Origin of the sequence: Cryobacterium sp. TMT1-62, assembly GCF_004403145.1 — a bacterium.
In the GTDB taxonomy this organism is placed as follows: Bacteria; Actinomycetota; Actinomycetes; order Actinomycetales; family Microbacteriaceae; genus Cryobacterium; species Cryobacterium sandaracinum.
Genome location: NZ_SOGZ01000018.1, coordinates 1 through 14,577, shown reverse-complemented (window position 1 = coordinate 14,577; position 14,577 = coordinate 1). Strand labels below are relative to the sequence as shown.

12 protein-coding genes are annotated in these 14,577 nt (G+C 68.2%); 7 read left to right on the top strand and 5 right to left on the bottom strand.

Features of this window, described 5'->3' with window-relative positions:
• Positions 1-3: 3 nt before the first annotated feature.
• Together mmsA and E3T34_RS04280 are read right to left on the bottom strand one after the other, a co-directional pair.
• A complete protein-coding gene (mmsA, locus tag E3T34_RS04285; RefSeq protein WP_104169414.1) occupies positions 4-1,512 on the bottom strand; it encodes a multiple monosaccharide ABC transporter ATP-binding protein in 1,509 nt (502 codons plus the stop codon).
• Positions 1,513-1,639: 127 nt separating this feature from the next.
• On the bottom strand, positions 1,640-2,758 hold the full coding sequence (locus E3T34_RS04280; RefSeq protein WP_134342269.1) for a sugar-binding protein: 1,119 nt from the start codon (positions 2,756-2,758) through the stop codon (positions 1,640-1,642).
• A 491-nt stretch (positions 2,759-3,249) separates the two neighbouring features.
• Between E3T34_RS04280 and xylA the strand changes: the two genes are divergently transcribed.
• The 4 genes from xylA (at position 3,250) to E3T34_RS04260 (ending at position 7,674) form a co-directional block, all read left to right on the top strand.
• Positions 3,250-4,455 (top strand): xylose isomerase, encoded by a 1,206-nt coding sequence (gene xylA, locus E3T34_RS04275; protein ID WP_134342268.1) that lies wholly within the window; start codon positions 3,250-3,252, stop codon positions 4,453-4,455.
• 319 nt (positions 4,456-4,774) lie between these two features.
• Positions 4,775-6,199, top strand: coding sequence for a xylulokinase (gene xylB / locus E3T34_RS04270; protein WP_134342267.1), 1,425 nt, complete (start codon positions 4,775-4,777; stop codon positions 6,197-6,199).
• A gap of 187 nt (positions 6,200-6,386) precedes the next feature.
• Positions 6,387-7,208 carry a thioredoxin domain-containing protein gene (locus tag E3T34_RS04265; RefSeq protein ID WP_134342266.1) on the top strand — a complete coding sequence of 274 codons (822 nt, stop codon included), beginning with the start codon at positions 6,387-6,389 and terminating at the stop codon, positions 7,206-7,208.
• A 139-nt stretch (positions 7,209-7,347) separates the two neighbouring features.
• Positions 7,348-7,674: a CHY zinc finger protein gene (locus E3T34_RS04260; protein ID WP_134342265.1), complete on the top strand. Its 327-nt coding sequence runs from the start codon at positions 7,348-7,350 to the stop codon at positions 7,672-7,674.
• A 417-nt stretch (positions 7,675-8,091) separates the two neighbouring features.
• Here the strand turns inward: E3T34_RS04260 and E3T34_RS04255 are convergent, their stop codons facing one another.
• On the bottom strand, positions 8,092-8,931 hold the full coding sequence (locus E3T34_RS04255; protein WP_241976766.1) for a M23 family metallopeptidase: 840 nt from the start codon (positions 8,929-8,931) through the stop codon (positions 8,092-8,094).
• Between the two features lie 513 nt (positions 8,932-9,444).
• A complete protein-coding gene (locus E3T34_RS04250; protein ID WP_233191100.1) occupies positions 9,445-9,822 on the bottom strand; it encodes a metalloregulator ArsR/SmtB family transcription factor in 378 nt (125 codons plus the stop codon).
• Positions 9,823-10,002: 180 nt separating this feature from the next.
• Between E3T34_RS04250 and arsB the strand changes: the two genes are divergently transcribed.
• Genes arsB through E3T34_RS16680 form a run of 3 tightly spaced genes read left to right on the top strand, consistent with a single transcriptional unit; the run spans position 10,003 to position 12,389 of the window.
• Positions 10,003-11,235 (top strand): ACR3 family arsenite efflux transporter, encoded by a 1,233-nt coding sequence (gene arsB / locus E3T34_RS04245; RefSeq protein ID WP_134342263.1) that lies wholly within the window; start codon positions 10,003-10,005, stop codon positions 11,233-11,235.
• 56 nt (positions 11,236-11,291) lie between these two features.
• Entirely contained in the window at positions 11,292-11,702 is a 411-nt protein-coding gene (locus E3T34_RS04240; RefSeq protein ID WP_134342262.1) for an arsenate reductase ArsC, read from the top strand.
• A gap of 12 nt (positions 11,703-11,714) precedes the next feature.
• Positions 11,715-12,389, top strand: coding sequence for a three-helix bundle dimerization domain-containing protein (locus E3T34_RS16680; RefSeq protein ID WP_134342261.1), 675 nt, complete (start codon positions 11,715-11,717; stop codon positions 12,387-12,389).
• Between the two features lie 173 nt (positions 12,390-12,562).
• On the opposite strand, the gene E3T34_RS15715 is transcribed toward E3T34_RS16680, so the two are convergent.
• Positions 12,563-14,577: hypothetical protein (locus tag E3T34_RS15715; RefSeq protein WP_166785833.1), on the bottom strand; the 2,015-nt coding region annotated here is incomplete at its 5' end.

The following is a 14,577-nucleotide window of genomic DNA, read 5'->3' as shown; positions in this document are numbered from 1 at the left end:
GGGTCAGTCCTTTCCCGCGGTCATGTAGTGCATGAGTGTTTCCTGGGAGGCTTCCGCCGCGGTGACTTCACCGGTGAGCTTGCCCTCGGAGATGACGTAGATCCGGTCGGAGAGCCCGATGAGTTCGGGCAGCTCCGAGGAGATCACCACAACGGCTTTGCCCTGGGCGGCGAGCTCGTTGATGATTCCGTAGATCTCATACTTGGCGCCCACGTCGATGCCGCGGGTCGGTTCGTCGAGAATGAGAATGTCGGGGCCGGCGAAGATCCACTTCGAGAGCACGACCTTCTGCTGGTTGCCGCCGGAGAGCTTGCCGGTGATCGATGTGACGCTCGGCGCCTTGATGTTCATCTTCTCGCGATAGGAGTTGGCGACCTTGTATTCGCGGTGCCGGTCGATGACGCCCCACTTGGCGAGTTTGCCGAGGGCCGCCGCCGAAACGTTCACCGTGATGTCACCGATGAGGTTGAGGCCGTAGAGCTTCCGGTCTTCGGTGGCGTAGGCGAAGCCGTGGCGGATTGCCTCGTCGACGGTGCGCATCTGAATCTCGTCGCCGTTCTTGAAGACGCTGCCGGTAATCTTGGTACCGTACGAGCGGCCGAAGATGCTCATGGCCAGTTCGGTTCGGCCGGCGCCCATCAGCCCGGCGAACCCGACGATCTCGCCGGCGCGCACGCTGAAGGACGCCCCGTCGACGACCTTGCGCGCGGTATCGACCGGGTGGTACACGGTCCAGTCTTCGACGCGCAGCAGTTCGGCGCCGATCTTGGGTTCACGCGGCGGAAACAGGTTGTTGAGTTCCCGGCCGACCATCGAACGGATGATGCGCGCCTCGGTGGCGTCCGGTCCGTCCATCGAGATGGTTTCGATGGTCTTGCCGTCCCGGATGACGGTGACCTTGTCGGCGATCCGCTTGATCTCTTTGAGCTTGTGGCTGATGATGATGCAGGTGATGCCCTGCCCGCGCAGGTGTTCGATCAGGCCGAGCAGGTGCGCCGAGTCCTCATCGTTGAGGGCGGCGGTCGGCTCATCGAGGATGAGCAGTTTCACCTGTTTGGAGAGCGCCTTGGCGATCTCCACGAGCTGCTGCTTGCCGACGCCGAGTTCGAGCACCCGGGTGGCCGGGCTTTCAGCGAGGCCGACCCGGCTGAGCAGCAGGGACGCTTCGCGGTTGGTCTTGTTCCAGTCGATGATGCCCCGGTTGGAATTCTCGTTTCCGAGGAAGATGTTCTCGGCGATCGACAGGTAGGGGCTGAGGGCCAGTTCCTGGTGGATGATGACGATGCCGTCGGCTTCGCTGTCATTGATCGTCTTGTAGGAGACCGGCTTGTTCTCGAACTCGATGGTGCCCTCGAAACTGCCGGCGGGATACACACCGCTGAGCACCTTCATGAGCGTTGACTTGCCGGCGCCGTTCTCGCCGCAGATCGCGTGCACCTCCCCGCGAACGACGTCGATGGACACCCCGTCGAGTGCCTTCACTCCGCTGAAATCCTTCACGATGTTGTGCATCCTGAGGATGGTCGTGTGCTCCAAGGGCAGCCTCCTGATCGATAGCGCGTGTGTAGATCTGCCGGCCCCGGTGAGGGCCGAGGTGGTCGGCCCCGCTCGCGCGGGGCCGACCGGGGTGTGGGACCGGTTACAGTCCTACGTCGGATGCCTTGATGAAGCCGGAGTCGATCAGCTTGACCTGGATGTCCTCCTTGACGACGACCTCGGGGTCGAGCAGGAACGACGGCACGATCTTCTTGCCGTTGTCGTAGGTCTCGGTGTCGTTGACGGTCACTTCTTCGTTCGCGGCGATCTGCAGAACCATGTTGTAGACCTGCTCGCCGAGCGTGCGGGTGTCCTTCCACACGCTCATGGACTGCTCGTCTTTGAGAATCGCCTTGATGTTGGCCTTGTCGGCGTCCTGCCCGCTGATGATCGGGTAGTCCTCACCGGGTGCGTAGCCCGCCGACTTCAGGGACGCCAGGATGCCGATGGCGAGGCTGTCATTGGGCGAGAGCACAACGTCGACCTTCTCGGATCCGGAGTAGAAGGACGACAGGCGGTTGTCCATCTCGGCCTGGGAGAGGGTGGAAGCCCAGCCCTGGATGCCGATCGAGGCCCAGTCCGCGTTGGACTCGGGCGAGCGACCGCTGGGAACGATGAGCTGACCGTTCTCGACGTAGGGCAGCAGAACGTCCCAGGCGCCGGAGAAGAAGAATTTCGCGTTGTTGTCGTCGGGGCTGCCGGCGAAGGGCTCGAGGTTGAACGGGCCGGCGCCGTCGGCCAGGCCGAGCTGGTCGACGATGTACTCCCCCTGCAGGGTACCGACCTCGTAGTTGTCGAAGGTCGCGTAGTAATCGACGTTTTCGGTGCCGACGATCAGGCGGTCGTAGGCGATGACCGTGGCGTCCTGCGTCTTGGCCTCTTCCAGCGCCGGGCCCAGCAGGAGGCCGTCGATGGCAGCGACGACGAGGATGTTGGCCCCGCCGGCAATCTGGTTCTGGATCTGGCTGATCTGCTGGTCGGTCTTGTTGTCGGCGTATTGCAGGTCGGCGGTGCAGCCGGCCTTTTCGAGCAGCGTCTTGAGCTGCTCACCATCGTTGATCCAGCGCTCAAGGGCGCGGGTCGGCATGGAAATGCCGACGTTGCAGTCGGCAATGGCCTCCACGCCGTCGCCGGCCGGTGCGCCCGTGCCGGAACATGCCGCGAGCGACAAGGCCACGGCTACGGTCGCCGCTACGGCGATGATCCTCTTGGTCAGGGACATTGGTGCTTTCCTCTCTGAATGCTGCCAGGCGCAGGGGCGGAGATTCCGACTTCTGCTGCAACGAGGTGCACTTCGACCGACCATTTTGCGTAACGCGAAACGGGGACGAACGGTTACCTCGTTGTAAAGCGTGATGCGATGTGGACTCACACGGTCAGGTGTGAAATCCGGTGCAGGGCCAAGCTGTGCGGACCACTCTGCGGGTGAGCCTGCACTCAGTCGCGGACGACTTTGTTTGTGAACAGAACATATCTAATTTGAGAGCCAATTGCCAACTGTCGTCCCGAGATTCCGCTGTTTGTCCGCAATCGAGGTGGATTCACTATCCAGGCCACACCCTTCTGCCCGGATCGAGCGCCGCGATACAGGCTAATAGTTCCCGCCGGAGGCAAATTCGGATCATTTCCGGCAAACCGTCCCGTTCTGGTCACGATTGATATATGTTTGGGTAATCAACAAATCATCGACGCAGCTGAATCGGAAGTAGTGAAATGACATTGAGTGATGTGAGCCTGACCCCCACCCGCGACGACAAGTTCTCCTTCGGGCTCTGGACCGTCGGCTACAACGGCAGCGACCCGTTCGGCGGCCCCACCCGGCCGCCACTCGACGTCGTCGACGCGGTCGAGAACCTCGCCCGTCTCGGCGCATACGGCCTGACCTTCCACGATGACGACCTGTTCGCCTTTGGCTCCACGGATGCCGAGCGCCAGTCCCAGATCGACCGGGTCAAGCAGGTCTGCGCCGACACCGGCCTGATCATCCCGATGATCACCACCAATCTTTTCAGCGCCCCGGTCTTCAAGGACGGCGGCTTCACCTCGAACGACCGCAGCGTGCGCCGCTTCGCGCTGCGCAAGGTGTTGCGCAACATCGACCTCGCCGCCGAGCTCGGCGCGAAGACGTTCGTGATGTGGGGCGGCCGCGAGGGCGCCGAGTACGACTCGGCCAAGGACATCCGTGCGGCCCTGGATCGCTACCGCGAGGCCGTCAACCTGCTCGGCGACTACGTCACCGACAAGGGCTACGACATCCGTTTCGCGATCGAGCCGAAGCCGAACGAACCGCGTGGCGACATCCTGCTGCCCACGGTCGGTCACGCGATGGCATTCATCACCACTCTCGACCGGCCCGAGCTGGTCGGCGTGAACCCCGAGGTCGGCCACGAGCAGATGGCCGGGCTCAACTTCGCCGCCGGCATCGCCCAGGCGCTGTACCAGGGCAAGCTGTTCCACATCGACCTGAACGGCCAGCGCGGCATCAAGTACGACCAGGACCTGGTCTTCGGCCACGGCGACCTGCACAACGCGTTCGCGCTCGTCGACCTGCTCGAGAACGGCGGCCTGAACGGCGGCCCGTCCTACGAAGGCCCCCGCCACTTCGACTACAAGCCCAGCCGCACCGAGGACATCACCGGCGTGTGGGACTCGGCCGCCGCGAACATGCGCACCTACCTCCTGCTCAAGGAGCGCACCCAGGCCTTCCGCGCCGACCCCGAGGTGCAGCAGATGCTCGAAGCGGCACGCGTGCCGGAGCTCTCCGCGCCCACCCTGGCAGCCGGCGAAAGCTACGACGACCTGCTCGCCGACCGCGCCTCCTACGAGGACTTCGACACGGATGCCTACTTCGGCGGCAAGGGCTTCGGCTTCGTACGGCTGCAGCAGCTGGCGCTGGAGCACCTGCTCGGCGCCCGCTAACCGGGATCCCGATGCGCGGGGCCGGCCACGGTGGCCGGCCCTGTGCCGGGCTCCGGCTGGTCCCATGGCTCACTCAGGAGTCCGATCCTGTAGCTGACGCGGGAGATCCTCCGGATGCGGCGGCCGGGCCCGCGGATCCCGCACCGTGCCCGCGGTACCCAGGCCCGCGGCATCCGTTTCTCCTGAGTTGCCCACTCGTCGCACCTCCTCGTCGCACCCCCTCGTCGCACCCCCTCCTCACGCCCAATCTCCACGCCCAATCTCCACGACCCACGACCCATGCCCCACGACGCACGACCCCCGAGCGGAGAATGAAGCCATGACACTGGTTGCCGGAATAGATTCCTCGACCCAGAGCTGCAAGATCGTGATCAGGGATGCCGACACCGGCGCCCTGGTGCGCAGCGGTCGTGCGTCGCATCCGAACAGCACCGAGGTCGACCCCGAGCGCTGGTGGGAGGCGCTGCACGCCGCCCTCGCCGACGCCGGCGGGCTCGCGAATGTCGCCGCGATCTCCGTCGCCGCCCAGCAGCACGGCATGGTCGCGCTCGACGCCGAAGGCCGCGTGATCCGCCCGGCACTGCTCTGGAACGACACCCGCAGCGCCGGTGCCGCGTCCGACCTGATCGCCGAGATCGGCGCCGACGAGTACGCCCGGCGCACGGGCCTCGTGCCGGTGGCCTCGTTCACCGCCACGAAGCTGCGCTGGCTCCGCGACGCCGAACCGCTCAACGCCGCCCGCGTCGCCGCGGTCGCCCTCCCCCACGACTGGCTCACCTGGCGGCTGCGCGGCTACGGCCCGGCCGACGCGAGCCCCCTCGGGCCGCAACTGGACGAGCTGACCACCGACCGTTCCGACGCGAGCGGGACCGGCTACTGGTCACCCACCACGGGCACCTACGACCTCGACCTCTTCGAACGCGCCCTCGGGCACCGCGCCATCCTCCCCCGCGTACTCGGTCCCGGCGACACCGCCGGCACCACGGCCCCTCTGTCGGATTCGTTCCCAGCGGGAGTCGTGATCGGCGTCGGCGCGGGCGACAACGCCGGCGCCGCACTGGGACTCGGCGCGGGCGACGGGGACGTCATCGTCTCCGTCGGCACCAGCGGCACGGTCTTCGCCGTCACCAATCAGCCGACGACGGATGCCACGGGCACCGTCGCCGGCTTCGCCGACGCCAGCGGACTGTCCCTGCCTCTCGTGGCCACGCTCAACGCCGCCCGGGTGCTCGACGCGGTGCGGCTGCTCCTCGGGGTTGAGCACGACGAGCTCGGGAGCCTCGCGCTCAGCGCGGAACCCGGCGCCCAAGGGCTCGTCCTCCAGCCCTACTTCGAAGGCGAACGCACGCCCAACCTGCCGGACGCGACGGCCAGCCTCTTCGGACTCACCCTCACCTCGAGCACCCGGCCCAACCTCGCACGCGCAGCCATCGAGGGGATGCTCTGCGGCCTCGCCGACGGCCTCGACGCCGTACGGGCGCAGGGGGTGGTGGCCGACCGGGTGCTGCTGATCGGCGGCGCCGCGCAGAGCCCGGTCGTCGCGGCCATCGCGGCGCAGGTCTTCGACTGCCCGGTCGTGGTTCCGACCCCGGGCGAGTACGTTGCCGACGGCGCCGCCGTCCAGGCCGCGTGGGCGCTGACCGGCAGCCGCCCGGTTTGGCCGATATCCCTCGCCGCCGCGCCGGAACCGGACTGCCGCCCGCTCATCCGGGCCCAGTACGAAGTCCACCGCGCCCAGGCCTGAGCCGGCTCCGCCCACGGCGCCCGAAGCTGGGGCTCAGCGCTCACAGCCCCCTCACAGCCCCGCTGCACCTCCCCCGGAGACGGACCCTCTAACCTTGGAGCTACCTGCCAGTCGCAACGAAACGGTGCATTAGTTCATGAGCAATGTCTACGGCAAACCTGTCCCCCCCAAGAAGGATCGCCGCGAGATGGCGCGTGAAAGCGCCCGCCAGCTCCGCGAGGAGCAGCAGAAAAAGGAGAAGCGCAACCGCTGGCTTCTGCGCGGCGGCATCAGCGCCGGCCTGATCGCGGCTGCCGTGGTCGTGGCCCTCGTCGTGGTCGGCAGCCAGGGACCTGCGGCGCCGGGCCCGCTCAACATGGCCAGCGACGGCGTGCTGCTCGGCGGCGACGGCACCAACATCGTCCCGGTCGAGACCGTCTCCGTGGCCGCCGACGAGGACCCCATCGCAACCGACCCGACAACCCTCGGCGACACCGCCAACATCGTGGTCTACGCGGACTATCTCTGCCCCTTCTGCGGCCAGTTCGAAACCACGAACGGCGAGCAGATCGCCGGCTGGGTCGCCGCGGGCACCGCCACCCTCGAGCTGCACCCGATCTCGATCCTCGATCCGGTTTCGGCCGGTAGCAAGTACCCGACCCGGGCCGCGGCCGCCGTCGCGTGCGTCGCCAACCATGAGCCCGAGAACGTGCTCGCCCTGAACGCGGCCCTGTTCGCGAACCAGCCGGCGGAGAACACCGAGGGCCTGACCGACGAAGACCTGGTCAGCCTGGCCACGAGTTCGGGCGTCACCGACGAGAAGGTCGCCACCTGCATCACGGAGAACACCTTCGCCGCCTGGGTCGGCACCGCCACTAAACGCGCCCTCGACGGCCCTCTTCCCAACGCCGACATCGAGCAGGTCAAGGGCACGCCCACCGTGCTCGTCAACGGCGTCTCCTACCCCGGCGCCCTCGACGACCCGGCCGCCTTCGAGGCCTTCGTCACAGCGCAGGCCACCGCCGAGTAGCGCCTGGGGTTCGGGGCACCGCGAGGTGCCCCAGCCTCACTCCCGACGCCCCGGCCTCACCCCCGACGCCCCGGCCTCACCCCCGGCGCCGCCCCGCCCCCACGTGCAGTCGCGATCGTCTCTCGCACGAAGGACCACCATGCAGATCCACGGACAGACCGTCGACGCCCAGACCCGCTGCGTGCACTACCGTTCCGCGCTCGACGTCGTGGCGATCAGATTCTTCTGCTGCGGGCGCTTCTACCCGTGCTACCAGTGCCACTCCGCCGGTGAGACCCATGTCGCCCGGCTCTGGCCGGCCGACCTCTGGGCCGAGCACGCCATCCTCTGCGGAGTCTGCCGCGGCACACTCTCGATCGCCGACTACCGGGCAACCACCGCGTGCCCTGCGTGCGGCGCCGCCTTCAACGACGGATGCCGCGCTCACGCCCATCTCTACTTCGACCTCCCGGCAACGCCGGCCTGAGTCGCTGCCACACGAGCCCACAACCCACGGCAACCCCCACCATCGCAACCGCCACCGCTACCGCCACCCACTTCGGCACCCAGGATCCCGGGTGGGAACCAATTCGACGGAGATTTTGCTGCCCGTAGGCCGGTTTCGACGATTTCGGGGGTGAATCGGCAAAATCTCCGTCGAATTCGTTCGGGGCAAATGCTGCGGGCCAAGCAGGACAATGCCGCAGAACTGAACCGGCGAGGCGGCCTGAGCCGGGCACTTGCCGGCCTGAGCCGGGCACTTGCCGGCTTGAGCCGGGCACTGGCCGGCCTGAGCCAGGCCTTCCACCCCCGCACGGGCTCCAGCCGGCACGCAGCGACCCCCGCGCAGACCGCGCGAACCGCGCAACCCGAGCATTCCGAGGAACTTGCGCGCCCCTCGCGACTACATCGGGCCGGCGCGCTCCGACAGCCAGGCGTACGGATCCGTCGGGGTGATCCCGTCGATCAGGATCTCGAAATGCAGGTGCGGGCCGGTGCTCTCGCCGGTGCTGCCCACGTTGCCCAGGTGCGTGCCCACGCCCACGGACTGTCCCGCGGAGACCTGCAGCGAGCCGGCCTGGAAGTGCGCATAGACGCTGCTGACGAGCTGTCCATCGACGGTGTGGTCGACGATCGCGTAGACGCCGAAGCCGCCGTTGTCCGTGGCGGAGACTTCACGCACGACGCCGTCCGCAACCGCCTGGGCAGGTGCACCCTCGCCGGGAAGCATATCGAGCCCCTTATGGAACGTCGAGCAGCCCCCGCAGGGTGCATCGCGCGCACCATAGGGATCGGAGAGGCGAACCGAGCCCGGAAAGGGCCACTGCACGGCTGCACCAGCGGCGGCCGGAGCGGCCGCATCGTCGGCACTCGGAACCGCAGCAGGGGCGGCAGGTATGGGTTCGGGCTTCGGCGCATCAGTGACCGTGAAACCGTCGCGCTGCACGGTGGCGGTGGCCGCCGCACTCGGCATCAGGCTCTGTAGCGACGCTTCGGCGGCGGAGGCATCAGGGGCGGCGGCGGCACGCGCGGCGGGATCGGACTCGGCGGCACGCGCTGAGCCATCCGCGAAGGCCCGCACCGAATCTTCCACGGCGGCCGGCGGCAGCCAGCCGTAGACATCGAGTTCCGAGGCCTGTGCGGGAATGCCGAGGACCACCGTGAGCAGTCCGGCGAAAAGCATCGCGAATCCGCCGGCGGCGGCCTGACGCGGGATCAGGGTGAATCTGGTGAGCCTGGGCAACCTGTTGAGCCTAGGCGTCTGCATAGGCACCTTCCGCCGAAACGCGGCGGGCAGGGAACAGGAGAAAAATGGGCATGGTGAGAGCTCTCGTCGGCGCGGTTACGCGGTTCGGGTGTGGGGGGCCGGAACCTCACTCAGACGGAGAATGCGCTCACAGCGCAGAGCAATCCCACGGGGAACGACGCTCCCTCGGAGGAAGTGTCCAAGTGCGCCGCACGACGTGGGGCTTCGCGCACAAGTGTTGAGGATATCTCGGTATCCTGATAAAGCAATGGGCTTGCGCAGTTCGGTCACGGATGTTCCGGCCGGCGGCCCAGGATCGACGCCACGCGCAATCGCCCGAAAGCTCAACCATTTAGTCTAGCCCGCACGCGCAGCACCGCAAACTCAGCACAGCAACCTCGGAGCCGCAAACTCTGCTCCGCAACCGCAGAGCAGCACCCGCAGAGCCACAAACGCAGAGCCACAAACGCACAGCAGCACCCGCAGAGCTACAAACGCAGAGCCGCAAATTCAGAGCCCGAGCACCCGATCCGCCAGCGTGCCGAGCGCGCCCGGCACGAGCCGGTAGTACGCCCAGGTGCCACGCTTGTCGCGGGTCAGGATACCGGCATCCACCAGCACTTTGAGGTGGTGTGACACGGTGGGCTGACTGAGCCCGAGGGGTTCGGTGAGGTCGCAGACGCAGGCCTCCATATCGTCGTGCGCGGCCACCAGCGAGACCAGACGCAATCGGGCCGGGTCGGCCACGGCCTTCAGCAACCGGGCGAGCCGCTCCGCCTCATCGGCGCCGATCGCTTCGCGCGCGGCAGGGGCGCAGCAGGCAGCGGCCGCGCCAGCGGCATCCGTCGTGCCATCTGCGACATCCGAAGCAACCGCGCCATCCGTCACGAGATCCACGGCGACCGCAGCGGTCGACGCCTCAGGCACGGCACGGGTCTCGGTGAACGACATCTGAACAGTATCTCCCATAAATTGACATCCATCGATGCATTGGGGAAGACTCCCTATCGACACCTCTGATTTTATGTCCCACCCGCCGATTTTTGTCTTACCTGCTCACGGAGCCACATGCCCTTCCCCGAATCGACCACCTCCCGGCCCACCGCCCCGCCCACCGTGCAGCCGGCTGCCGCGCAAAACGCCATCGCCCCGGCGCGGCTCGGGGCCGTCGACCGTCTCCTGCCGGTCTGGATCCTCGCGGCAATGGCCCTGGGCCTGCTACTGGCGGTCGTCGCACCCGGCGTCGGCGACCTGCTCGCTGCGTTCACGATCGGCTCGGTCAGCGTGCCCATCGCGATCGGGCTGCTCGTGATGATGTACCCGGTGCTGGCCAAGGTTCGCTACACGGATGCCCGCGCAGTCGCCCGCGACCGCCGCCTCCTGGTCTCCTCGCTGGTGCTGAACTGGCTGCTGGGGCCCGCCCTGATGTTCGCCCTTGCCTGGATCTTCCTGCCGGACCTGCCCGAATACCGCACCGGCCTGATTATCGTGGGCCTTGCCCGCTGCATCGCCATGGTGCTGATCTGGAACGATCTGGCCTGCGGCGACCGCGAGGCCGCCGCCTTCCTGGTGGCCCTCAACTCCGTCTTCCAGGTCATCGCGTTCGCCGCGCTGGGCTGGTTCTACCTCCAGGTGCTCCCCGCCTGGCTCGGCCTGTCTACCACGAGCGCGGAGTTCTCGATCCGGGCGATCACCGTCAGCGTGCTCGTCTTCCTCGGCATTCCCCTGCTGGCCGGCTACCTGTCCCGCCGGGTCGGCGAGGCCACCCGCGGCCGCGACTGGTACGAGAGCCGGTTCCTGCCGAAAATCAGCCCGTTCGCCCTCTACGGGCTGCTGTTCACGATCGCGCTGCTCTTCGCCCTGCAGGGCCGCCAGGTGATCGACCGCCCGTTCGACGTGGCCCTGATCGCCCTGCCGCTGCTGGTCTACTTCGCTGTCATGTTCGCCGCCGGATTCGCCACCGGCAAGCTCACCGGGCTCTCCTACGAGCGCACCACGACCTTGGCGTTCACCGCCGCCGGCAACAACTTCGAGCTGGCGATCGCGGTGGCCATCGGCACCTTCGGCGCCACCAGCGGCCAGGCCCTGGCGGGCATCGTGGGCCCCTTGATCGAGGTGCCGGCGCTCGTCGCCCTCGTCTATGTGGCGCTGTGGCTGCGGCCGCGGCTGTTCTCAGGGGCCGCGGCGCAGGCAACCGCCGCAGCCGACACCACCGTCACCGACACCGCCGTCACCGACACCGACGTCACCGACATCGACGTCACCGCCGTCACCGCCGACCCGCTTCCCGACCGGGTCTGATCTCTGTACACCGCCCCGCCGTCCACCCCCCGAAAATCAAGAAGGAACCACCGATCATGACCGCTAAGCCCACCGTTCTCTTCGTCTGTGTGCACAACGCGGGCCGCTCTCAGATGGCCGCCGGCTACATGACCGCCCTGTCCGAGGGCCGTGTCGAGGTGCTCTCTGCCGGCTCCGCGCCCAAGGACCAGATCAACCCCGTCGCGATCGAGGCCATGGCCGAGGAAGGCATCGACATCGCCAACAATGTGCCGAAGGTCCTCACCACCGAGGCCGTGAAGGAGTCGGACGTCGTCATCACCATGGGCTGCGGCGACACCTGCCCGATCTTCCCCGGCAAGCGCTACGAGGACTGGGAACTCGCCGACCCGGCCGGCCAGGGCATCAAGTCCGTGCGTCCGATCCGCGACGAGATCAAGGCCCGCATCCAGGGCCTGCTCGCCGAAATCCTCCCCGCCCAGGTCTAGGTCCGACCCGCCATGAGCGATCTGAGCGCGCGTCGGTCACTGCCCGGACTGGCCTTCCCCGAGGAGTCGTTGCGACGGCTGGCCGCGCACCTCACCGACCGGTTCTCGGGCGTGTTCGGCGCCGAGACGATCGAACGGTACGTGCTCGAGTCGTACACGTCGCTCCTGCGCACGTCGACGGTCACGGCGTTCCTCGTGACCAACACGGGGCGCTACGCCGCCGACCGCCTGACCGCTCTGGCCCAGGCAAAAGGCGCGATCGCGAAGGACGTCCCCGAGGTCCTGTTCGTCTGCGAGCAGAACGCGGGGCGGTCCCAGATGGCGGCGGTGCTGACCCAGGCCCTGTCTGGCGGTCGGGTGCACGTGCGTTCGGCCGGTTCAGCGCCGGCAAAGGGACTGAACCCCACGGTGATGGCGGTGATGACCGAACTCGGCCTCAACCTGGACGAAGAGTTCCCGAAACCGCTGACGGATGACGTCGTGCAGGCCGCCGACGTCGTCGTCACCATGGGCTGCGGCGACGCCTGCCCGGTCTATCCGGGCAAGCTCTACCAGGACTGGGAGCTGGCCGACCCGACCGATCAGCCGACCCCAGAGGTGCGTCGCATCCGGGACCAGATCCGGCATCAGGTCGAGGCCATGCTCACGACCCTCGGTGTCGACCCCGAGCCACTGCCGCTCCCCTAGCCCCTGCCCCTGCCACCTGCCCCTGCCACCCCACCACCACCGCCACCGCCACCGCCACCGCCGCGAGTCGCCGTTTCTGCCGACAGTCGCCCCTGCAACGGGGACTCTCGGCATCAACGGCGACTCTCGTCGCGCGGGCACGGGCGCGCAGGCAAGCCCGAGGGCGCCGGCCCCTACTTGCGCACCAGCTTCGCCACCGTGAACCCGCCGGCGGCGACCGTCACGGTTCCCTTCTTCGGCGCCTTCTTGTCGACGGATGCGACGAGCTGGCCGGTCGCATCGAACGCCTCCTGTGCCAGCCGGTAGCCACGTGGCACGCCGACCGTGCGCACGCTGGTCTCGGTCGCCGCGCTGACGTACACCGTGGACTCCCCCGCCGACCCGGTCACCGTGATCGTCGAGATCAGCGGCTGGATCAGCAGCGCGTCAACGGATGCCGCCCCGTCGGCCATGCCGACGACCGCGGTGTCCGCCCCCGGCAGAGCCAGCTCGAGCGTGAGCGGGAACAGGCGTCCGGGGGCATCCGTGATGCCCTGAGCACCCGCGCCGCCGTTGCTCGTGCTGCCCAGCGTCGACGTCGCCGACGCCCAGGTTGTGGCCCCGGAGTCCGCCTCGGCCTGATTCACGATCGGGAAGACATTGCGAGCCTGGTCGGCAGCGGGAACCGGGATGCTCAGCGAGTCGCCCGCGCCCAGCGCCACGTAGGCGCCGCCGGAGAGGTTGGCCTCGCCGGTCCAGGACGACGGCGGCGTGACCACTGACCCGCCGCCCGTGATGGTGCCGGACTCGGCCTCGACGACACTGAGCCCGACGGTGGAGACGGTTTCGTCGATGCCGAGGGCCTTGACCTTCAGCGACGGATTCGCGTCCAGGGTGAGCATGGTCATCAGGGCATGGATGGTGGATTCGGCACCCGAATTGGGGTTGATCCGGCCGTCGGTTTCGATGCCGTCGATGGCCGTACCGGTTGCCGGGTTGTAGGCCGGAGCGCCGTTCGGGTTGGCGCCGAAGAACCAGGCGGCGGTCACTGCGGCGAGGTCCAGCAGCCCCGGGGCGTTCGCGGCCGCGGCGGTGGCGACGAGCCCCTGCACCCGGGAGTCGACGCCGTAGGCGATCTGGGCCTCACCGGGGGTGGGGCTCCAGGCATTGTCCGGTCCGCCGGCGGCCAGCAGCTGCGGGGTGAACTGGGCGGCGTCCTTGACGGCGGCGCCGAGCAGGTCGGAGCGTCCGAGCACCGTGGACGCGGTGGCGACGGCAGCCGGGGCCAGTCCGCCCCAGGCGTGCCAGAGGGTCTGCGACTTGTTCCACGGCATGATCGCGCCGAAGGGCCACTCGGTGGCGGAGCCGGAGGACATCGCGGCGACACCCTCGGCGAGCCGGGTCAGCGCGGTGCGCGCGGTGTCGTCGTCCGGGACGGCCGTGACGTAGGCGGCGAGACCGAGCGCGGCCTCGGCGGAGGCATCCGCCCCGCCCGCGGTGAGCCAGGCCGGCACGTTCACGCCGTCGGCCACGTCGAAGGTGCCGTATTTTGCGAGCGACTGGCGCTCGAGGGAGTCGAGCGAGAGGTGCAGGCGGTCCTGCAGGAACGCGGCGAAGTCGGGGTCGGCAGCCTGGAACGCGGCGTAGCCCTCGCCGAGGGCCCACACGGTGCGGGCCACCCAATAGGACTCGGCCGAGTCGCTCGGGTCGGGCAGTTCCACCGGGCTGGCGCTGGGGGTGAGGGTGCCGTCGGGCTGCTGCCAGAGCACGACGTTTCCGGCGTTCGGACCGGTCGTGGTCTGCAGGTAGGTGAGGGAGCGCAGCGTCTGCACGGCGTGCTCGCGACTGGTCTCGTCACCGGTCTGCTGCCAGTGGCGCAGGTAGACGACCGCGGTGCGGGCGATGTCGTCGGCGTTGTACGCGCCCTGGCTCCAGTGCCCGGTCGAGGGGTCGAGCGACCCGCCGCCGACCCTGCCGTAACTGCCGTCGGCCTGCTTATCGGCGTAAGTCCACGGCGCCTGGGCGGTGGGCTGCGCGTCGATTTCGTAGGTGGTGTGCCCCTCCACCGTGGCCAGCGGCACGGTGTCGAGCAGGAACGTGAGGTGGGACAGGTTGGTCAGCGGCGCGGACGCCGCGGCGGCGGGCCGGGTGGCGGCGACTCCGGCCGGTGCGCCGGATGCGCCGGCTGCACCGGATGGCGGTGCCGCGG